This is a genomic window from Nocardia barduliensis (assembly GCF_013315795.1).
Classification (GTDB): Bacteria; Actinomycetota; Actinomycetes; order Mycobacteriales; family Mycobacteriaceae; genus Nocardia; species Nocardia barduliensis.
Genome location: NZ_JABLTE010000046.1, coordinates 25,960 through 44,601 on the forward strand (window position 1 = coordinate 25,960; position 18,642 = coordinate 44,601).

The window sequence follows — 18,642 nt, forward strand, 5'->3', positions numbered from 1 at the left end:
GGGTGACACCCGGGGCGGCCTTGTGGAAGCGACGGTTCAGCGAGCGCGCCGCGTAGTGGTCAGGTCAGTGGCCGAGGCGACCGCGGCCGAGGCGCAGCAGCAGCATGGCGAGGGTGTGGCCCTCCTGGCCCAGCTCGCTGAACCGCTCCAGCACCTTCATTTCGCGACTGTGCACCAGGCGCGGCCCGCCCGACGCCATGCGCGTCCGGCCGATGATCCGGGAAATCTCCGTCCGCCGCTTGATCGCGGCCAGGATCTCGGCGTCGAGATGGTCGATCTCCTTGCGGAGCTTGTCGATCTCGGCCTCGGTCTGCGGCAACGCGGATTCGGACCCGGTCGTCGTGGCTTGGGTGCTCATCATTCATCTCCTCGTGTCAGAACTTCGATCGGCGCGCGCACGAGGCTCGTTACCGATCAGTTCTTTCACCGTGAAACAGACCTGGTGGGGCCTTGCATTATCCCCCCAGAAAGGTGTGCTCAGGTACAGGCTCCGCGATCCCGGTGTCCGGCAGGCAGCCGAATCGGATGTCTTGCTGAAGCGCTGAGCATGTCGCCAGTGTGCCACGGGCTGGGGGGTATGCAAAACGGATACGTTTGGGAATCGCGGGAGAGCCGCAGGTCGTTTCAGCCGGGCTTCCCACCAGCGGGAGTTCACGCGCCGTTCAGTCATCCGGCGCCGAACCGATACCGATGTCCCCCGGGGGTTCAGCTATGTCGGTGGCCGCCGGTAGCGTGGATGGACGATGGACATCACGGTGGCTCCCCAGACGCAGGCCGGTCGGATCGCGCACCCGGACCAGGCATCGAAACCGCGGTTCCCCGGCGGTGACGCAGCGGAGGGTTCGCGGCCCGCCGCCCTGCCCGAGCCGCCGCCGACGGACGCCGAACGCGAGCGGCAGCGCGTCGAGCGCGAACAACCGCGCGCCGAGGAGGCCGAGCGCCTGCTCGACGGCCTGAACCCGCAGCAGCGGGCTGCGGTCGTGCACACCGGATCCCCCCTGCTCATCGTGGCGGGCGCGGGCTCGGGCAAGACGGCCGTGCTCACCCGCCGCATCGCCTATCTGCTGGCCGCCCGTGGTGTCACGCCGGGCCAGGTGCTGGCCATCACGTTCACCAACAAAGCCGCCGCGGAGATGCGGGAGCGGGTCACGGGACTGGTCGGCCCGCGCGCGAACGCCATGTGGGTGTCGACGTTCCACTCCAGTTGCGTCCGCATTCTGCGCACCCAGGCGGCGCTGCTGCCCGGTCTGAACTCGAATTTCTCCATCTACGACGCGGACGATTCGCGGCGCTTGCTCACCATGATCAGCCGCGACCTGGACATCGATCCCAAGAAGTACTCGGCGCGCCTGCTCGCCACCGCGATCTCGAATCTGAAGAACGAGCTCATCGATCCGGCCAGGGCCACCGCGGACGCGGAATCGGACGACACCGAGCTGCCCGGCCTGGTGGCCCGGGTCTACACCGAGTACCAGCGCAGGCTGCGTTCGGCGAACGCGCTGGACTTCGACGACCTGATCGGCGAGACGGTGGCGCTGCTGCAGAACCACCCGCAGGTCGCCGAGTACTACCGCCGCCGGTTCCGGCACGTGCTGGTGGACGAGTACCAGGACACCAACCACGCGCAGTACGTCCTGGTCCGTGAGCTGGTCGGCCACCACGTGGACGAGGCGGCCGAGGATCGGGTCCCGCCGAGCGAACTGTGCGTGGTGGGCGACGCCGACCAGTCCATCTACGCCTTCCGCGGCGCGACGATCCGCAATATCGAGGAGTTCGAGCGCGACTTCCCCGACGCCGAAACCATTCTGCTGGAGCAGAACTACCGCTCCACCCAGCACATCCTCTCCGCCGCCAACGCGGTGATCTCGCGCAACGAGAACCGGCGGGAGAAGAAGCTGTGGACCGATTCCGGCGAGGGCGACCTGATCACCGGCTACGTCGCCGACAACGAGCACGACGAGGCGTCGTTCGTGGCGCGCGAGATCGACCGGCTGGTCGACCAGGGCGAGGCCAACTACGGCGACGTCGCGGTGTTCTACCGCACCAACAACAACTCCCGCGCCCTGGAGGAGATCTTCATCCGGATGGGCCTGCCCTACAAGGTGGTCGGCGGCGTCCGGTTCTACGAGCGCAAAGAGGTGCGCGACATCGTCGCCTACCTGCGGGTGCTGGAGAACCCGGAAGACGCGGTGAGCATGCGCCGCATCCTGAACACGCCGCGGCGCGGCATCGGCGACCGCGCCGAAGCCTGCGTGGCGGTCCATGCCGAACAGCGCGGGATCGGTTTCGCCGCCGCGCTGCGCGACGCCGCCGAAGGCAAAGTGGCGCTACTGAACACGCGCGCGCAGCGCGCCATCGCTGGGTTCCTCGACCTGCTCGACGAGGTCCGGGCCGCGGGCGAACGCGCGGAATCCGACTTTCCCGATGTGGGCAACGTGGTCGAAGCCGTGCTCGAGCGCACCGGTTATCGCGCCGAACTGGAGGCGTCCGACGACCCGCAGGACGGCGCCCGCCTGGACAACCTCAACGAATTGGTCAGCGTCGCGCGGGAGTTCAGCTCCGAGGCGCACAACAACGCGGAGGCGGCCCGGCAGGAGGGATTGCTGCCCGAGGTGGGCGAAGGCGAGCCCGATCCCGGTTCGCTCGCCGCGTTCCTGGAGCGGGTCTCGCTGGTGGCCGACACCGACCAGATTCCGGACGAGGGCTCCGGCGTGGTCACGATGATGACGCTGCACACCGCCAAGGGGCTGGAGTTCCCGGTGGTGTTCGTCACCGGTTGGGAGGACGGGCAGTTCCCGCACATGCGGGCGCTCGGCGATCCGACCGAACTGGCCGAGGAACGCCGCCTCGCCTACGTCGGCATCACCAGGGCCAGGCAGCGGCTGTATCTGACGCGTGCGGTGGTGCGTTCGGGCTGGGGGCAGCCGGTGTCGAACCCGGAATCGAGATTCCTGCAAGAGATCCCCGGTCACCTCATCGACTGGCGGCGGCTCGAGCCGGCCGGATCGCCCGGAACGAGGGGCATGCGGCGGCGTGGCGGGGACGACGACGGCCTGGAGCGGGACTGGACGCGCGGCGACGGGTGGTCGCAGCAACCACGGCCCGGCTTGCGTGATCGTGGGCCGCGCAGGCCCGCTCCCGGCGGCGCGACCCGCAACAACACGAACTTGGTGCTCGCCGTGGGTGATCGGGTCAGCGACGACAAGTACGGTCTCGGCCGGGTGATCGCGGCCGAGGGCTTCGGCCCACTGGCCACGGTGACCATCGACTTCGGCACCGCGGGCAAGATCCGGTTGATCCCGCAGTACAGCCGCACTTTGGTCAAGCTATGAGTCTGCGCGGCGGCCGGTCCGCGCGGGAGGGCGTCGGCCCCTGCCGCGCGGTGGCATTGCGCCGGTAAGGTCCGCGATATGGACACGGTCGCGCAGCACATCCTGTGGTTTCTGCCCATGCTGTGGCTCGGCATGGTGCTGGCCATCTCGTTCCTGGAAGCGCCGCTGAAGTTCCGCGCCCCCGGAGTGACCCTGCCGCTGGGTCTCGGTATCGGCCGTCTCGTGTTCCGGGCGCTGAACACCGTCGAGGCCGTGCTCGCGGTACTGCTGGTGCTCGCCGCGCTGATCGCGGCGCCGGGCACGGCGACCTGGCTGTGGCTGGGCGCGGCCGTGGCGCTGCTGGCCGTTCAGATCCTCGCGGTGCGCCCGCCGCTGTCTCGCCGCGCCGATCGGGTGCTGGCGGGCGAGGAGCTACCGCGCTCGCACGCGCACTTCTGGTACATCGGCCTGGAGGTCGCGAAGGTCGTCGCGCTGCTCGGTCTCGCGATCGTCGCAACGCCGTAGGCTCGCTCGTCTCACCGGTCCGGCCGCAGCGTCGGCGAGCCGGTCCTCTCGATGCCCGCCGCATGTCGTAGCTGGGCGAGGAACGTCGCCTTGTCGTCGCCCGGGACGAGGTAGTGCGACACCGCCAGCCGCACGATCGTGGCCGCGACGAGTTCCGCGTCGTCGCCGTCGACCATCGGCGCGATGAGCCCGCGCATGATCGGCAGCACCCGCGTGATCTGCGAGAGCACGTGATGGGGCTCGACACCGACCAGGTGGCTGAGCGAGTACGAGTCCTGGAAGTCGACGATGAACCGCAGGATGGCATCCAGCCGGTCGGGACCGGTCAGGCCCTCGGTCGCGGCGCGCAGCCCGTCTTCGATGTTTCGCTGCTCGTACCGGCCGAACGCGGCGAGCAATTCCTCCTTCGAGGAGAACAGCCGATACAGCGTGGGCCGCGAAACCTTGGCCTGGACGGCGACATCCGACAGGCTCAGTTTGCGGTGCCCTCTGCGGCCGAGCACCTCGAAGGTCGCCCGCAGTATCCGCATTCGGGTAGTGGTGTCCGAGCTCGTGTCGCCGTCGGCATCCAACGTTCGTCCTTTACAACTTTCGTGAAAAATGTAACATCTCTTTGTGAGAACGAGATTCTCACACCAGTCGCTTCCCAGCCGATCCCAGGCATCCCACCCGGCGGACTCGGTGCGAAGCGTCCCTTCCCCGGAACAGTAGAGATACCCATGACAGACACACTTGTCCCGGACGACACGATTGATTTCGACCCTTACTCCGAAAAATTCCTGGCCGACCCGGACGAGACCTTCCGACGGCTACGCGACCACGCCCCCGTCTACCACAACTCGGCCTACGGCTTCTGGGCGCTGTCGCGATACGAAGACGTCGCACCGGCGATGAAGGACTTCCAGACCTATTCGTCGGCGCGGGGAATCACGCTCGAGATGGTTCTCGATCCCGACCCGCCGGACCAGGCCATACCGATGATCATCATGATGGACCCGCCCGAGCACACTCGGATGCGCAAGCTGGTGAGCAAGGTGTTCACCCCCCGCGCCATCGCTGAACTGGAGTCGATGGTCCGGGACACCGTCCACCGCTTCGCCGGGCGACTCGATCCGCGCAATTTCGATGTGGTCGAGGACTTTTCGGCGCTGTTCCCGATCGAGGTCATCACCACGATGCTCGGCGTACCGCCCGAAGATCGTCAGCAGCTCCGGCTGTGGCTGGCGGCGCCGATGGAACGCAAGCCCGGACACGCGGGCCTGACCCCGGAAGGGCGACTGGCGGTGGAGGCGAGTTCGAAGTTCTATCACCAACTCATCGTGAAACGCCGGGCCGACCCCCGTGACGACATGATCAGCCGCCTCACCCAGGTGGAGGTGGAGCGCGAAGACGGTACTCCCACCCGGCTCACCGACCGCGAGATCCTCGGCTTCGCCTCACTGCTGGCCGGGGCGGGCGCGGAGACCGTGGCGAAACTCCTGGGCAACGCCGCGGTGATCTTCGCCGACCACCCCGAGCAGTGGCAGGACCTGCGCGCGAACCGGTCCAAAATCCCGAGCGCTTTCGAGGAGCTACTGCGATACCAGGGTCCGGTGCAATACGACCTCCGCTACACCCTGCGCGAAGTGCATCTGCACGGACAGACCATTCCGGCACACAGCCCCGTGCTCATGCTGCTCGCCTCCGCCAACCGCGACGAGCGGGCATTCCGCGACGCGGACCGCTTCGACATCGACCGCCCGCACTCCGGCCACAACCTCGGCTTCGGTTACGGCATCCACAGCTGCCTCGGCGCGGCCCTCGCACGGCTGGAAGGACGGATCGGCCTGGACGCGATGCTCGACTTCATGCCCGAATACGACCTGGATCGTGCTGGTCTGCGACGAGCGGCGCAGACCAGCGTCGCGGGCTGGACCAACGTGCCCGTCCGAGTAGGCAACTGATCGCCACGTTGTTCGCGGCCATGTGATCCGGGGCTCCTCGCCCGGGCGGCGGCGGACAGCTCTCCTTCGGCTTCTGTTGTTCGGCCCCGACATGTGCTGCGGCGAGGGAGGTGATCAACAGAAGCGGTCGGCGACCGGGCAGGTCGCGCGGTTCGCCACCCTGCTCGTCCTGTGTGATCGTCATCCGGGCGCTTTGCGGCTGAGTTGTTCCCAGGCGCGATAGTTCGCCGCACGGTCCTGAAGGTCCTGCTGGACTATGTCGAAGGACCCGGAACCCACGATGAGTCGCCGGGGCGGGTCCGGCAGGTCCACCAGTTCCATGATCACGGGAGCGGCGGTGTCCGGCGCGGGGCCCGCTTCGTCGCCCCACATCTCGGTCAGTTCGTCGCGGAGTTGCTGGTAGCGCGGGTCCGGTGCGGTCATCGTGGTGCCCGTGGTGAACAGGCCGGTGTCGTAGCCGCCCATCTGCACGATGGTGAGCTTGACGCCGAACTGTTCGGCTTCCATCGCCACGGCCTCACTCACGGAGTCGAGCGCCGACTTGCCTGCCGCGTACAGGCCGACCATCGGGAAACCGCCACCGGTACCCATCGTGGTGACCTGGAGGATGCGCCCGCCGCCCTGTGCGCGCAGGTACGGCAGCACGGCCTGGGTCACCCACACGGCGCCGAACAGGTTGACGTCGAAGTGGGCTCTGATCTGCTCCTCGCTCGCCTCCTCCACCATGCCCAGCAGCATCGCGCCGGCATTGTTGACCACGATGTCGAGCCTGCCGAAGGCCGCGCACGCCTGCTTCGCGGCCGCGAACACGGCCGCGCGGTCGGTGACGTCGAGCGGCAGCCGTACCAGGTCGTCGGGGTATCGCCGGGCGAGGTCGGCGAGGGGTTCGACGTTGCGCGCGGCCCCGATCACCCGGTCACCCGCCTGTAGCGCCGCCTCCGCGAACGCCCGGCCCAGTCCTCGTGACGCACCTGTGATGAGCCATACCCGGGTCATCGGCTCCACCTCCTCCTGCTCTTGGTCGTGACAATGCAAGACGGTACGTCTCGTCTAGACAGTAGTCAAGACGGACCGTCTCGTCTCACTACTGTGTTAGGATCCCGGGATGGTCAAACCGCCCGATCCCGCCCGACGTAGCGAGCGTTCCCGGCAGGCCATCCTCACCGCGACTCGCGAGTTGATCGCCGAGGTGGGGTACGCCAAGCTGTCCATCGAGGCCATTGCGTCCAGGGCGGGCGTGGGTAAACAGACCATCTACCGCTGGTGGCCCTCCAAGGGCGCGGTGGTCCTGGATGCCTTCCTGGTGCTCAGCGAGAGCGGGCCGGAGCAGAGCATGACGCTGCCCGACACCGGCGATCTGGAGGCCGACCTCAAGGTGGTCATGCGGGCTACGGTGGCCGAATTCGCCGACCCCGCGTTCGAGAATCCGATCCGCGCGCTCAACACCGAGATCATCGCCGATCCCGCCTTGGCCGCGGACTATCACGCCAAACTGGCCGGGCCCGTGGACGAAGCCAAGAAGGAGCGGCTGCGTAGCGCTCAGCGAGCCGGTCAGCTCGCCGCCGACGCCGACCTCGACCTGGCACTCGAACTGCTGTACGCGCCGCTCTATCAGCGCTGGCTGCTCCGGTCCGGTCCGCTCACTCCCGAATACGCCGACGCCCTGGTCGAGATCTTCCTCAAAGCCATGCGACCGAACACCGCCGGGTGATCCCGGCGCGCCGAATCACTACACCGTCCTCGCGAACCATCGCAGCTCCGGCGGGCGGTCGCGAATCGGAAATCCCCGCGTAGTCGAGTCTCCGGTCGGGCTGGTTCTCGCGTGTACCCGGGAAGCGGCAAGGCTGTGGGGCCGGGTGCAACCGCCCCGGCCCCACAGACGGTGGTGTCGGATGATCAGGCCGACACGGGGGTCCACTGTTCGGCGGGCGGGCGGCCGGGCATCGGTTTGCCGATGAGGGCCAGCGGGACGAAGAAGTTCACCTGGCCGATGGCCATCGCGAGGGTGGCCAGGGCGGTGTCGTCGTAGTGCTCGGACACGCGTGCGAAGAGTTCGTCGGGGACCCGATCTCCCCGCGACGCCGGTTGCAGGACAGCCTCGACCAGGGTGAGCGCGGCGCGTTCGGGTTCGGTGAAATAGGGAGCGTCCCGCCAGGTCGCGACCGCGGCGATCCGTTCTTCGGTTTCACCGGCGGTCCGCAGGTTGCCCGTGTGCAGGATGGCGAGGTAGGTGCTGCCGACGATCTGACCGGCACGCAGTTGGACCAGCCCGAACGTGGTGCGCGGGATCGCCCCGTTGCCAGTGGCTTTGAACAGCGCCGCGCCGACCTCACCGAGGGCAGGGACGAGCTGCTGGGGGTTGGGCAGACGGGAACCGCTGCGCTGCTGGGTGGTGGTGTTCGCGTTCATCGTTGTGGGTTTCCTTATCTCTGGATGAATCTCGGGTCGGTTCGATCGGGTCAGGCAGGCTGGGGCCGGTGGAGGGAGCCACCGAGTGCGCGCAAGGTGGCGGTTCCTTGCGGCAGCCAGGCGCGGGCGGCGAAGGTGGCGGCGAGGAAGAACAGGGGCATGGCCCATTTGTCGGGGCCGTCGCCGACGGCCATATGTGACGTGGCGGCGCCGCCGTACACGAAGACCAGTCCGGCGTAGGCCCATTCCTTGGTGCGGGGGTGGCCGGGGGTGAGAATCGCGGCGAGCGCGGCGGTTTTGGCGACGCCGAGGATGGTGGCGAAGTACATGGGGTAGCCGAGGTGGTCGAAGGAGTCGCGGACGTAGGAGATCCGGGCGAGGTCCCAATAGGCGCCGACCGCGGTCTCGGCCAGCACGGCGGCCACGGGAATCCAGCGCGCGAGTTTCAGGGAACGGGTCAGCGAGGTGGTGCGAGTGGACATGACGTGTTGCTCCTGTGTGCAGAGGTCAGGACTGTGGGTCAGGCGGCGGCCGCCAAATCGGTGGTGGTCGCGGCGCGGTGCAAGGCGGCGGCCAGGCGCGCGTTCTCGGGTGCGTTGAACGCGAATGCGGCGCGGCGGCGGGTGTAGCCGCAGGCCAGACCGCTGTGCGGGTCGGCGAACCCGTCGGAGCCCGCGGAGCCGGTGTGCCCGAAGGCGTGCGCGCCGAGGAACGGATACAGCAGGCTTTTGGCTTCGAACCCCAGCGTGTAGGGGGCGCGGTCGCCCCGCACCAGGTCCGGGCCGCTGGAGTGGACGGCTGAGATCGTGGCGATGGTTTCCAGTGACAGCAGCGGATCTCGGCCGTCGATGCCGGTGGTGGCCGCCGCGTACATCGCCGCCACGCCGTTCGCGCTGCCGACGCCACCGGCCGAGCCCTGGCCGAGGCGGCGCACGGTGGTGTCGTTGGGCAGTGCCATGACGTCGGCGGCGGTGAACCCGCGTGCGTTGAGGTTGTAGGCGATCCCCGCGATGCCGTGCGGCGTCGGCGAGTTCGCGGCGAAGGCCGCCGCCATCTCCGGGCTGGCTCGCCACGGCAGGATCGGCAGGTACCGGTGATCGAGTTCGACGGGCAGCCCGAGGTAGACATCCAGCCCGTACGGGGCGCGGATACGGTGCTCGAACAGCTCCTGGACGGTGCTACCGGTAACCGCGCGCACCACCTCACCGACAATGGCGTAGGTGACGAACCCGCCGTAACCGTGCACCGCGCCCGGTTCGAAGAAGGGCCGCTGCCCCACCAGCCGTTCGGCGACGACCTGCTCGTCAGCGAGTTCGGCGACCGTGAATCCGCCGTCGACCCCGACGATCCCGGAGCGGTGCACGAGCACGTCCCGCACGGTGACGCGCTCCTTTCCCGCCGCCGCGAACCGCGGCCAGTAGTGGGCGACCGCCCGGTCGACATCGAGGGCGCCGTCCTGGATCAGTAGCGCCACCACCAGACCGGCCGCGCCCTTGCTCGTGGAATGCAGGCCGGTCAGCGTGGTGGCGGTGACTTCCGCTCCCGCCCAGAGGTCCACCACCTGGCGGCCGCGGACGAAGGCGGCGAGCTGCGCGCCGGATTCCCCGTTCTCCTCGGCGACGGCGGCGGCGAACTCGTCGCGTACGTGTTCGAATCCTTCGGCGACGGTGCCGTGTATTTCGATCGCGTTCACAGTGATGCTTCCTTTCGACAGCAGTCCCGCCGGGCCCCGCCCGGTCGAGAGCTGATCGGCTGCGGCGGCCGCCGCGGATCAGGTTCTGCTGCACTGACGGAAGGCGGCGAGGAAATGTCACCGCAACCCCGAAAACTGCTGGTCGCGCCCCAACGGCGCACGAGTGGGACGGAAGATCAGGACCCGGGTCCTGGCGGCACACAGCCGACCGGCGAAGGGATAGGGTCACGTTTCCCGTCGCCGGCGCGTCATCGATGCGGGACGAAACCGAGGAGGACCCGTGCACGATGAGCAGTTCTTGGCCGACCGATTCGAGGCACACCGCACCCACCTGCGAGCGGTCGCCTACCGGATACTCGGCTCGCTCAACGACGCCGACGACGCCGTGCAGGAGGCGTGGATACGCCTTGCCCGCACCGACACCAGCGACGTCGGCAACCTCGGCGGCTGGCTGACCACCGTCGTCGGACGGGTCTGCCTGGACATGCTGCGCACCCGCAAGACCCGCCACGAAGAACCCCTGGAAGTCGAGCGCCTACCCGACCCGGTGATCACCAGCGAGACCACACCGGACCCGGAGCACGAAGCGCTGCTCGCCGACTCGGTCGGCCTGGCCCTGCTGGTCGTGCTGGAATCCCTGAGCCCCGCCGAACGACTCGCCTTCGTCCTGCACGACATGTTCGCCCTGCCCTACGAGCAGATCGCACCCATCGTGGACCGCACGCCGCTGACCGCCAAGAAACTGGCCAGCCAAGCCCGCCGCCGAGTCCAGGAGGCGACCCCGAACCCGAATCCGGACCCGGCCGGTCGACGCCGCGTCGTCGAAGCCTTCCTCACCGCCGCCCGCGGCGGCGACTTCGACGAACTCTTGCGCCTGCTCGATCCCGACGTGGTGCTCCGCGCCGATGCCGGTGCGACGATGCGCGTGATCCGCGGCGCAACCGCCGTCGCGGGCCAAGCCGAAACCTTCCAGCGCATGGCCACCCTCTGCACCATCCATCCCGCCCTCGTCAACGGCGGCCCCGGACTGGTCAACACCCTCGACGGCAACCTGTTCTCCGTCATCGGCTTCACCGTCACCGGCGACCACATCACCGCCATCGACATCCTCTCCGACCACGACCGGCTCACCGGCCTCGACCTCACCGCCATCCTCGGATGATGCGCACCGGAAGCCAGAGGTCCACAGAGGGCATTCTGGACATTCCTTGGCCGATAGCCTCGACTATCAGCGAAATCGCCGCGCTAGTGCCCAAAGACCGCGCGACGTGCACCGCCGTCTCACCACAGGCTGGCGTGTATTCGTCAGCGCGGCTCCCGTGAGGTATCCGGCTGCATGCGTCCGGCGTCGATGAGCGTCTGCCGGGCCGCCGCCTTGCGCGGGCATTGATCGGCGCGACACGCCCTGTGTTGCTGCATGATCCGATGCGCTTCGGAAATGCCGAGCGGGTTGTCGGGAGCTTCGTGCGGCCAACCGTTCGGCCACAGTCCGGGGTCGAGCTGCCCGGCGCGTATCCGTTCGCGCTCGGCGCGCCACTCGGCGGCTACGCGGTCGATGATCGCTTGCGCTGACATGTCGTCCTGCTCGGCATCTCGCCACCAACTGAACCCCATCGCGTCTCACCCCTGCTGTGCTCGCTTGTCATTCGGGTGCACGCCACCCGGCGGGGTGATGTCACCGCGGGCCGCTCACGGCCGGCGGTGCGTCCGTCCCGGACGGAACAGGCGCGCCCGCCGGGTGGGTGCGGCTGTCAGCGTGGCGCGAAAAATACTGTCGCGGACTGGGGAAACGGCTACAGCGCGTCTACGGATGCACCTACGATCCACGCATGGGGACGGACGGGGGATTGCCGCCTGACATCGGGGAACGTCTGCGAGCCGCCAGGCAGGCGGCGGGACTGTCGCTGGCGGAGTTGGCGGCCCGGATACCGTTCTCGCGCAGCTACCTAGGCCATGTCGAGACGGGGACACGCACCGCCTCGCCCGATGTGCTCGCGGCCTATATGCGCGCGTGCGGTGAAGTGACGTGTGATCCTGCCACACTGGTCAGTATGTTGGGCAGAGCGGACGTCGACCGGCGATCGTTCCTGCGTACGTCCGTCTACAGCGCCGCCCTTTCCGCAACCGCGCTGGTATCGCAGTCGGACATGGCCCGATTGGCTCGGGTCAACGACTCCGCACACGTCGATATGGCGGAAGTCCGGGCTGTACAGGGGATTACCGACGCCTTTGTGCGTCTGGACGAAGTCAAAGGCGGCGGCATCGGCCGGACCGCTGTCGCCGAATTCCTGAGCACGGATGTGGCGGCGCTGCTGCGGTCACGTTTCGCCGATTCCACAGTCCGTTCCGCCGCGTTCAGCGCCGCTGCCGAGCTTGCCTACTTAGCGGGTTTCAAGGCGCACGACGCAGGACAGGACGGTATCGCGCAACGGTATTTTCTCTCGGCCTTGCGGCTCGCGGAGGAAGGCCATGTGCCCGGCCAGGACGCCTGGGTTCTACGCATCCTCGCTATGCAGGGAGCAGACATCGGACAGCCGAAATTCAGCCCGGCCCTCGCTGAAGCGGCCGTAGCGCGAGGCCGAGGCCGACTCGGTACGGATGCGACGGCGTTGCTCACCGTCGTCGTGGCTCGCTGTCACGCCGAAACCGGCGACCACGACCGGGCACTGGCTGCCCTGCGGACCGCCGAGCCGAATATCACTCCCGACCTGGTTGGCGAACAACCCCGCTGGGTGTCGATGTGGTGTCCCAACAAGGGCACGGTGGCGGACCAGACCGCGAAGACCTTCCTCGCGCTGGGTGACCTCGCCAATGCCGAACGTTATTACGAATTGGGCACCAGCATCTGGAACCCCCACACCCACGCCCGCGTGTGGGCACTCAGTGCTGCCGAAACCGGCTTACTACGCTGGAAACTCGGCAAACACACCGAAGCCGTCGACATGTGGCGTGCCGCCTTACCCGCGCTGCACGCCGTCGACTCCGCGCGAACCACCACAGCCTTGGCCAAGATCCGCCGCACCGCCCCCGAAATATTCACAGACACTGCATCGACCGATAATCCCACGCTGTGAGGGTGCCTTGATGGTCGGAACATATGTCGACCGGCGGTCGTTCCTGCGTACGTCCGTCTACAGCGCGGCGTTGTCCGCCACAGCGCTGGTGTCGCGGTCGGATGTGGCCCGGTTGGTCCGAGTGGACGACTCGGCGCGGGTCGGAATGCCGGAAGTGCGGGCTGTACAGGGGATCACGGATGCTTTCCTGCGTTTGGACGAGGTCAAGGGTGGTGGTATCGGCCGGACGGCTGTCGCGGAGTTCCTGAGTACGGATGTCGCGTCGCTGCTGCGGTCGCGATTCGCCGATTCGAAGGTTCGTTCTGCCGCGCTCAGCGCTGCCGCCGAGTTGGCGTACCTGGCGGGTTTCAAAGCGCACGATGCGGGGGCGGATGGTATCGCGCAGCGGTATTTCCTGTCGGCATTGCGGCTCGCGGAAGAGTCCGGTGTGCCGGGGCAGGACGGTTTCTGTTTTCGCATCCTCGGGTTACACGCCACCGATGTTCGCCAACCGCAGCACGCCGCTGAGCTTGCCGAGCGCGCAGTGGCAGCGGCGCGCGACAAAGTAGGGCCGGACACCATGTCTTTGTTCCTAGTCGGTCTGGCGCGCTGTTACGCCGAAACGGGGCAGCATCGAGCTGCGCGCACCGCTTTGCGGCAGGCGGAACCGTGGATAAGCACCGAAATAACCACCGAGTTACCGCGCTGGGCGGCGCTCTGGTGCCCGAACAAAGCGAGCGTCGCCAGGCAGACGTCGAAAGCATTCGCCGCTCTGGGCGACCAGGCTGAAGCCGAGCGGTACATGTACCTATCGCATTCGATGTGGAACCCGGACACGCACACCAGGATTCATGCGCTTTCTGCCGCAGAAACCGGTCTTATCCGTTGGCGTCTCGGGCGGCACGAGGACGCGGCGAAGCTATGGCGATCGGCGTTGCCCATTCTGTCTGGCGTGTCCTCGGAACGCGCGTCAAAAGTTCTGCGGAAGGTGCGGAAGGCCGCGCCGGAACTACTCGCCGACAGCGCTGCACATTGATGGCGAATCCGAGCAGTCAGTGGGGTAGCAGGTCGGCCAACGCCTTGTCGAGTGTGGGATAGCGGAAGGTGAAGCCAGCCTTCTGCAGGACTTTCGAAGTGGCGTGGCGGCCGGTGAGGCCGAGAGCGGGGTCGGAGCGAAGGACGACCGCACCGAGCGACAGCAGGAGCTTCGGTGTGGGGGGCGCCGGTGGCCGGTGCAGGCGCTTGCGCAGGACGCGCATCAGCTCACGGTTGCGGACCGGAGCATCGGTGGCGGCCACCAGGATTCCGTTCGGCAGCCCGACAGAGCGGTCGAGCCCGAGTGCGGCACGAACGATCGCCAGCCAGTCCTCGATGTGGATCCAGCTGAACCACTGATCGCCGGGACCGACACGACCGCCCAGGCCCGCTTTGGTGAGTTGGGTGAGCCGCTTAAGGGCGGGCGCGTCCGGGTCGAGCACGATCGAGGTGCGCAGAATGGTCCAGTGCGCGGCGCGGGCCGGGTCGAAGGCGCGTTCCCACGGTTCGGCGACGCCGGTCATCTGTGGTAATCCGATCGGCAGGGGAGTGCTTTCGGTGCAAGGGGTTTCGCCCGCGTCGGACCAAATCGCGGTGGTGCTCGCCTGTACCCAATAGTCGATCGGCGCGTCGAGTGTGGCTGCGGCCGCGACCAGAGCACGGGTGGAAGCGACTCGGCTGTCGCGTAATTCGGCGATGTTCTGCGGCGTCGGACGGCAATCGACCAGCTTCCCCGCGAGATTGACGATCGCGGTCCGCCCGGGATTACGCAGTGCCGCAACCCATTCGCGGACCGTCTTGCCATCCCACTCCGCTTGGTCGAAGGGCAGCTCGGGGTCGCGGTGGCGGGTGAGGATGATCACGCGATGGCCGCGACAGGTCAGGTCGGCGGCGACGTGTCTGCCGAGTCCTCCGGTGCCGCCCGGCACGATCACCGTGAGCGCGTCGGGACCGGGCGTCAGACCGGCCGCTCGGGCCAGACGGGCACAGCGCACGCGCCAGTCGGATTCCAGGAAGGCGGCGAGGGGGCGGGCTACGCCCGGCGAGGCGCCGAGAAACGTGACCTGCTGAGTGAACTCGGTGCCGCCGTCACGTGGGGTGAGCGTCCAGGACAGCCGCGTTCGGCCGAGCGGTCCGGGCTGCTCGATCCGGAACTCGTGCCCGGTCCGCGCGGCGGCGACGACGAAGGGCAGGGCGGTGCGCGCGTGCAGAACGCGGTAGGCGCGCCCGCTCGGCACGTACGTTCCGGTGCTGCCAACGGTGACCGGTCCGTTGATCCGCACGGCGGTGACATCCGGGTTCCATTCCGGCCATCGCGCCGGGTCGGCGAGCACTTGCCAGACGCGTTCGGGTGGCAATGCGATGAACTGCGTGTACGTCGTTGTACGGCGAGCCATGAACCGACGCTATTCCGTCATCCGTCGTCGTGGAAACGTGCGCATCGTCATGTACCGCTGCCGTGACGGCTGAGCGAGAATGCGCCGATCAGCGGTGGACAGACGAACCGCTATGCGCAACAGGAATTCCGCGAGATCTCGCTACGAGCGTGCACGCCGATGCGGACGAGACATGTGCTCGATGTCGAACCGGGGTGCCCGAGCGCCGGGCTGATGACGCGGCCGCGTCGCTCAGTCGCGCTGCGGGCCGAGGCTGATGCCGCGGGTCGCCAGCCAGGGGAGCGGGTCCACCTTGTCGACGCCGTTCAGCCAGACCTCGAAGTGGCAGTGCGGACCGGTGGAGAACCCGCGGTTGCCGATCGTGGCGATCTGGTCGCCGGCCATCACCCGCTGGCCCTGCGACACCGTGGCGGTATCGATGTGGCCGTAGATGGTGACGGTGCCGTCGTCGTGCAGCAGGCGGACCCACATGCCGAAGCCCGATGCGGGACCGGCCTCGATCACGGTGCCGTCGGCGACGGCGTAGATCGGGGTGCCGATCGGGCCCGCGATGTCGATGCCGAGATGCTGCACGCCCCAGCGGGCGCCGAACCCGGAGGTGAAGGTGCCCGCGGCGAAGAACTTGTGGAAGAGCGGGCGAAGCTTCGCGGACTCCTGGGCCGCGAGGTCCTCGGCGTACTTCTGGCCCTTCTGCAGCATGTCGTTGAACTGATCGAGGTGCGCGGGCGAGGAGACGTTGAGCACCTGGGGGGAGTCCGGCGCCGCCGTGGGATCGGCCACGTTCATCGACTGCGCGGCGATCTCGTGGATCTGTCCGGCGGCTTCGTAGTCGACGGCCTGCGACGGCTGCTCGGGCGAGGCGAAAGCCGCCTGACCGGCCGCGACGACCGCACCGGCCGCGACGGCGGCGACCGCGGCGCGACCTTTGAGCGCGGCGGGCGGCGCGGGGACGCGGTGCGCGCCACCGCGCTTGTTCGAGGAACGGCGGGCCGGAATCACGGTCGGCGCGGCGGGTGCGGCCGGCTCCTGATCGACGGCCTCGGGCGCGCTGGTCTCGGTGGCCCAGGATTCCTCGGGAGCCCAGCAACCGGTGTCGGACACCCACGGTTTCTCGTCGGGCGCCCAGGATTTCTCCTCGGGCGTCCAGGAATCCTCTTCGGCCCACGCGTCGCCGGAGTTCCAGGCGCCACCGTCGGACCAGGTGTCCTGCGGTACCCAATCCTGTTGGGCCCATGCGTTGTTCGTGGCCCAGGAGTTGTCGTAAGCCGCGCCGGAGTTGTCGTAGGACGCGGCGGGATTGTCGTAGGACGCGTTCTGGTAGGCCGACTGGTCGTAGCCCTGCTCGTGCACGGGCGCGTCGGCCGGGTAGTCGTACCCGCTGCCGAGCGGGTGGAAGTCGTAACCCGCCTGCGGCGCGGCCTCGTACCCGGCGTGCTGCTGGTCGAACGAGGGATCGGCGTGCCTGCCTACCGGGGCGAAGGGCTCGTCGTCGGGGCGGTAACGATGTCCGGACCGCACGCGATCGTCGGAAGCGAAGGTGGAGCTGTGGTTCATCGGCGGTGCCACATCGTGAAGCGGGTGGAACTCGGATGCCGCCTGACCAGCGGCGTCGATCGGTCGAATGCGGAGCGGCTCTCCGTCTGCGGAGTGCTGTGCTGCGTCAAGCTTGCCGTCCTCCTAGTCGTGACCGTGTTGTGACATCGACCGCAATGACGGTAACGAAACGATGTCGTGCCCACAAGCGGTGCGGCGAGTCCGTAACACACATGTGAGATTCATCACCATAACGTCCCGGAATATCTCACTGCGGTATGGGCACTCCGGAGAGGGCATTCAACGACGATTTGTAGTAGTTCGCGGCCCGCTCCCGGGTTCGGCCGCTCTACCTGGCGTGGCATCAGCAACCTACTCGCCAGTAGCGTTGGCCAGCGGTTTTACCGCTCCCGGCACCGTCCCGTGACCTGCGCCACTTAGGATGAACGTGGCCGATTGGCCCTCCATGTGACTGATTAGAGTCCGACCCGACCCGCTTCCGACGTCGGGCCGCCAACAAAGACGTTGTCATCACAACGCAGACGAGACGGTGAGTACATGGATCTCTTCGAATATCAGGCGAAGGAGCTCTTCGTTAAGCACGGAGTGCCTTCGTCCGAGGGCCGCGTCACGGACACGGCCGAGGACGCCCGCGCCATCGCGGCGGAAATCGGCAAGCCGGTGATGATCAAGTCCCAGGTGAAGGCCGGTGGCCGCGGCAAGGCCGGTGGCGTGAAGTACGCCGCCACCCCGGACGACGCGCTCACGCACGCGCAGAACATCATCGGCCTGGACATCAAGGGCCACATCACCAAGAAGATCCTGGTCGCCGAGGCCAAGGACATCGCAGAGGAGTACTACATCTCCTTCCTGCTGGACCGGGCCAACCGGACCTACCTGGCGATGTGCTCGGTCGAGGGCGGTATGGAGATCGAAGAGGTCGCCGCCACCAAGCCGGAGCGGCTGGCGAAGGTCCCGGTCGACGCGGTCAAGGGCGTCGACCTGGCGTTCGCGCGCTCGATCGCCGAGCAGGGCCACCTGCCCGCCGACGTGCTGGACACCGCGGCCGTGACCATCCAGAAGCTGTGGGAGGTGTTCGTCGCCGAGGACGCCACCCTGGTGGAGGTCAACCCGCTGGTGCGCACCCCGCAGGACGAGATCCTCGCCCTCGACGGCAAGGTCACCCTGGACGAGAACGCCGGATTCCGCCACCCGGAGCACGAGGCGTTCGCCGACCGGGACGCGACCGATCCGCTCGAACTCAAGGCGAAGGAAAACGACCTCAACTACGTCAAGCTCGACGGTGAGGTCGGCATCATCGGCAACGGCGCGGGCCTGGTCATGTCGACCCTCGACGTCGTCGCCTACGCGGGCGAGGGCCACGGCGGCGTGAAGCCCGCCAACTTCCTCGACATCGGCGGCGGCGCCTCGGCGGAGGTGATGGCCGCCGGTCTGGACGTCATCCTGAACGACGAGCAGGTCAAGAGCGTGTTCGTCAACGTGTTCGGCGGCATCACCGCCTGTGACGCGGTCGCCAACGGCATCGTGAAGGCGCTGGAGATCCTGGGTGACAACGCGAACAAGCCGCTGGTGGTCCGTCTCGACGGCAACCGGGTGGACGAGGGCCGCAAGATCCTCGTCGATGCCGCGCACCCGTTGGTGACGCTGGCGCAGACAATGGACGAAGGCGCCGACAAGGCCGCCGAACTGGCAGCCGCCCGATAACGACGGCCGAGTAAGGAC

General features: G+C 67.8%; 17 protein-coding genes. 8 read left to right on the forward strand and 9 right to left on the reverse strand.

What is annotated here, in order from left to right; genetic code table 11:
• Nucleotides 1-64: 64 nt before the first annotated feature.
• Entirely contained in the window at nucleotides 65-358 is a 294-nt protein-coding gene (locus tag HOV91_RS20590; RefSeq protein WP_174187065.1) for a chorismate mutase, read from the reverse strand.
• A gap of 385 nt (nucleotides 359-743) precedes the next feature.
• Between HOV91_RS20590 and pcrA the strand changes: the two genes are divergently transcribed.
• Together pcrA and HOV91_RS20600 are read left to right on the forward strand one after the other, a co-directional pair.
• Nucleotides 744-3,332 carry a DNA helicase PcrA gene (pcrA, locus tag HOV91_RS20595; protein ID WP_174187037.1) on the forward strand — a complete coding sequence of 863 codons (2,589 nt, stop codon included), beginning with the start codon at nucleotides 744-746 and terminating at the stop codon, nucleotides 3,330-3,332.
• A 78-nt stretch (nucleotides 3,333-3,410) separates the two neighbouring features.
• Nucleotides 3,411-3,836 carry a hypothetical protein gene (locus tag HOV91_RS20600; RefSeq protein WP_174187038.1) on the forward strand — a complete coding sequence of 142 codons (426 nt, stop codon included), beginning with the start codon at nucleotides 3,411-3,413 and terminating at the stop codon, nucleotides 3,834-3,836.
• Nucleotides 3,837-3,847: 11 nt separating this feature from the next.
• Here the strand turns inward: HOV91_RS20600 and HOV91_RS20605 are convergent, their stop codons facing one another.
• A complete protein-coding gene (locus HOV91_RS20605; protein ID WP_174187039.1) occupies nucleotides 3,848-4,366 on the reverse strand; it encodes a TetR/AcrR family transcriptional regulator in 519 nt (172 codons plus the stop codon).
• A 189-nt stretch (nucleotides 4,367-4,555) separates the two neighbouring features.
• On the opposite strand from HOV91_RS20605, the gene HOV91_RS20610 reads away from it, so the two are divergent.
• The gene (locus HOV91_RS20610; RefSeq protein ID WP_174187040.1) at nucleotides 4,556-5,779 is read left to right on the forward strand and encodes a cytochrome P450; all 1,224 of its coding nucleotides are present in this window, start codon (nucleotides 4,556-4,558) and stop codon (nucleotides 5,777-5,779) included.
• A 180-nt stretch (nucleotides 5,780-5,959) separates the two neighbouring features.
• On the opposite strand, the gene HOV91_RS20615 is transcribed toward HOV91_RS20610, so the two are convergent.
• Nucleotides 5,960-6,775 (reverse strand): SDR family NAD(P)-dependent oxidoreductase, encoded by an 816-nt coding sequence (locus HOV91_RS20615; RefSeq protein WP_174187041.1) that lies wholly within the window; start codon nucleotides 6,773-6,775, stop codon nucleotides 5,960-5,962.
• A gap of 109 nt (nucleotides 6,776-6,884) precedes the next feature.
• On the opposite strand from HOV91_RS20615, the gene HOV91_RS20620 reads away from it, so the two are divergent.
• Entirely contained in the window at nucleotides 6,885-7,490 is a 606-nt protein-coding gene (locus HOV91_RS20620) for a TetR/AcrR family transcriptional regulator (RefSeq protein WP_174187042.1), read from the forward strand.
• A gap of 185 nt (nucleotides 7,491-7,675) precedes the next feature.
• Here HOV91_RS20620 and HOV91_RS20625 read toward each other — a convergent pair whose 3' ends face one another.
• The 3 genes from HOV91_RS20625 to HOV91_RS20635 are packed head-to-tail and all read right to left on the reverse strand — an operon-like array spanning nucleotide 7,676 to nucleotide 9,881.
• On the reverse strand, nucleotides 7,676-8,188 hold the full coding sequence (locus HOV91_RS20625) for a carboxymuconolactone decarboxylase family protein (protein ID WP_174187043.1): 513 nt from the start codon (nucleotides 8,186-8,188) through the stop codon (nucleotides 7,676-7,678).
• A 50-nt stretch (nucleotides 8,189-8,238) separates the two neighbouring features.
• Nucleotides 8,239-8,670 carry a DoxX family protein gene (locus HOV91_RS20630; protein WP_174187044.1) on the reverse strand — a complete coding sequence of 144 codons (432 nt, stop codon included), beginning with the start codon at nucleotides 8,668-8,670 and terminating at the stop codon, nucleotides 8,239-8,241.
• Between the two features lie 38 nt (nucleotides 8,671-8,708).
• Complete coding sequence (locus HOV91_RS20635; RefSeq protein WP_174187045.1) at nucleotides 8,709-9,881, reverse strand: serine hydrolase domain-containing protein; 1,173 nt, start codon at nucleotides 9,879-9,881, stop codon at nucleotides 8,709-8,711.
• A gap of 280 nt (nucleotides 9,882-10,161) precedes the next feature.
• Here HOV91_RS20635 and HOV91_RS20640 point away from each other — a divergent pair, with 280 nt between their 5' ends.
• The gene (locus HOV91_RS20640; RefSeq protein ID WP_174187046.1) at nucleotides 10,162-11,043 is read left to right on the forward strand and encodes a sigma-70 family RNA polymerase sigma factor; all 882 of its coding nucleotides are present in this window, start codon (nucleotides 10,162-10,164) and stop codon (nucleotides 11,041-11,043) included.
• A gap of 143 nt (nucleotides 11,044-11,186) precedes the next feature.
• Here the strand turns inward: HOV91_RS20640 and HOV91_RS20645 are convergent, their stop codons facing one another.
• Entirely contained in the window at nucleotides 11,187-11,456 is a 270-nt protein-coding gene (locus HOV91_RS20645) for a hypothetical protein (protein WP_174187047.1), read from the reverse strand.
• 254 nt (nucleotides 11,457-11,710) lie between these two features.
• On the opposite strand from HOV91_RS20645, the gene HOV91_RS20650 reads away from it, so the two are divergent.
• Both HOV91_RS20650 and HOV91_RS20655 read left to right on the forward strand, forming a co-directional pair.
• Nucleotides 11,711-12,955 carry a helix-turn-helix domain-containing protein gene (locus HOV91_RS20650; RefSeq protein ID WP_174187048.1) on the forward strand — a complete coding sequence of 415 codons (1,245 nt, stop codon included), beginning with the start codon at nucleotides 11,711-11,713 and terminating at the stop codon, nucleotides 12,953-12,955.
• 10 nt (nucleotides 12,956-12,965) lie between these two features.
• The gene (locus tag HOV91_RS20655; RefSeq protein WP_174187049.1) at nucleotides 12,966-13,970 is read left to right on the forward strand and encodes an NsdA family TPR-like regulatory protein; all 1,005 of its coding nucleotides are present in this window, start codon (nucleotides 12,966-12,968) and stop codon (nucleotides 13,968-13,970) included.
• Nucleotides 13,971-13,986: 16 nt separating this feature from the next.
• Here the strand turns inward: HOV91_RS20655 and HOV91_RS20660 are convergent, their stop codons facing one another.
• Together HOV91_RS20660 and HOV91_RS20665 are read right to left on the reverse strand one after the other, a co-directional pair.
• Entirely contained in the window at nucleotides 13,987-15,366 is a 1,380-nt protein-coding gene (locus HOV91_RS20660; protein WP_174187050.1) for a DUF1731 domain-containing protein, read from the reverse strand.
• A 231-nt stretch (nucleotides 15,367-15,597) separates the two neighbouring features.
• A complete protein-coding gene (locus tag HOV91_RS20665; RefSeq protein ID WP_174187066.1) occupies nucleotides 15,598-16,716 on the reverse strand; it encodes a M23 family metallopeptidase in 1,119 nt (372 codons plus the stop codon).
• Between the two features lie 741 nt (nucleotides 16,717-17,457).
• Here HOV91_RS20665 and sucC point away from each other — a divergent pair.
• Nucleotides 17,458-18,624, forward strand: a complete 1,167-nt coding sequence (gene sucC, locus HOV91_RS20670; RefSeq protein ID WP_174187051.1) for an ADP-forming succinate--CoA ligase subunit beta — start codon at nucleotides 17,458-17,460, stop codon at nucleotides 18,622-18,624.
• The last annotated feature ends 18 nt before the right edge of the window (nucleotides 18,625-18,642 follow it).

Coding starts and splice junctions, on each gene's coding strand:
- HOV91_RS20590 (WP_174187065.1), bottom strand. CDS start 358: ATGAGCACCCAAGCCACGACGACCGGGTCCGAATCCGCGTTGCCGCAG.
- pcrA (WP_174187037.1), top strand. CDS start 744: ATGGACATCACGGTGGCTCCCCAGACGCAGGCCGGTCGGATCGCGCAC.
- HOV91_RS20600 (WP_174187038.1), top strand. CDS start 3,411: ATGGACACGGTCGCGCAGCACATCCTGTGGTTTCTGCCCATGCTGTGG.
- HOV91_RS20605 (WP_174187039.1), bottom strand. CDS start 4,366: ATGCGGATACTGCGGGCGACCTTCGAGGTGCTCGGCCGCAGAGGGCAC.
- HOV91_RS20610 (WP_174187040.1), top strand. CDS start 4,556: ATGACAGACACACTTGTCCCGGACGACACGATTGATTTCGACCCTTAC.
- HOV91_RS20615 (WP_174187041.1), bottom strand. CDS start 6,775: ATGACCCGGGTATGGCTCATCACAGGTGCGTCACGAGGACTGGGCCGG.
- HOV91_RS20620 (WP_174187042.1), top strand. CDS start 6,885: ATGGTCAAACCGCCCGATCCCGCCCGACGTAGCGAGCGTTCCCGGCAG.
- HOV91_RS20625 (WP_174187043.1), bottom strand. CDS start 8,188: ATGAACGCGAACACCACCACCCAGCAGCGCAGCGGTTCCCGTCTGCCC.
- HOV91_RS20630 (WP_174187044.1), bottom strand. CDS start 8,670: ATGTCCACTCGCACCACCTCGCTGACCCGTTCCCTGAAACTCGCGCGC.
- HOV91_RS20645 (WP_174187047.1), bottom strand. CDS start 11,456: ATGTCAGCGCAAGCGATCATCGACCGCGTAGCCGCCGAGTGGCGCGCC.
- HOV91_RS20650 (WP_174187048.1), top strand. CDS start 11,711: ATGGGGACGGACGGGGGATTGCCGCCTGACATCGGGGAACGTCTGCGA.
- HOV91_RS20655 (WP_174187049.1), top strand. CDS start 12,966: ATGGTCGGAACATATGTCGACCGGCGGTCGTTCCTGCGTACGTCCGTC.
- HOV91_RS20660 (WP_174187050.1), bottom strand. CDS start 15,366: ATGGCTCGCCGTACAACGACGTACACGCAGTTCATCGCATTGCCACCC.
- sucC (WP_174187051.1), top strand. CDS start 17,458: ATGGATCTCTTCGAATATCAGGCGAAGGAGCTCTTCGTTAAGCACGGA.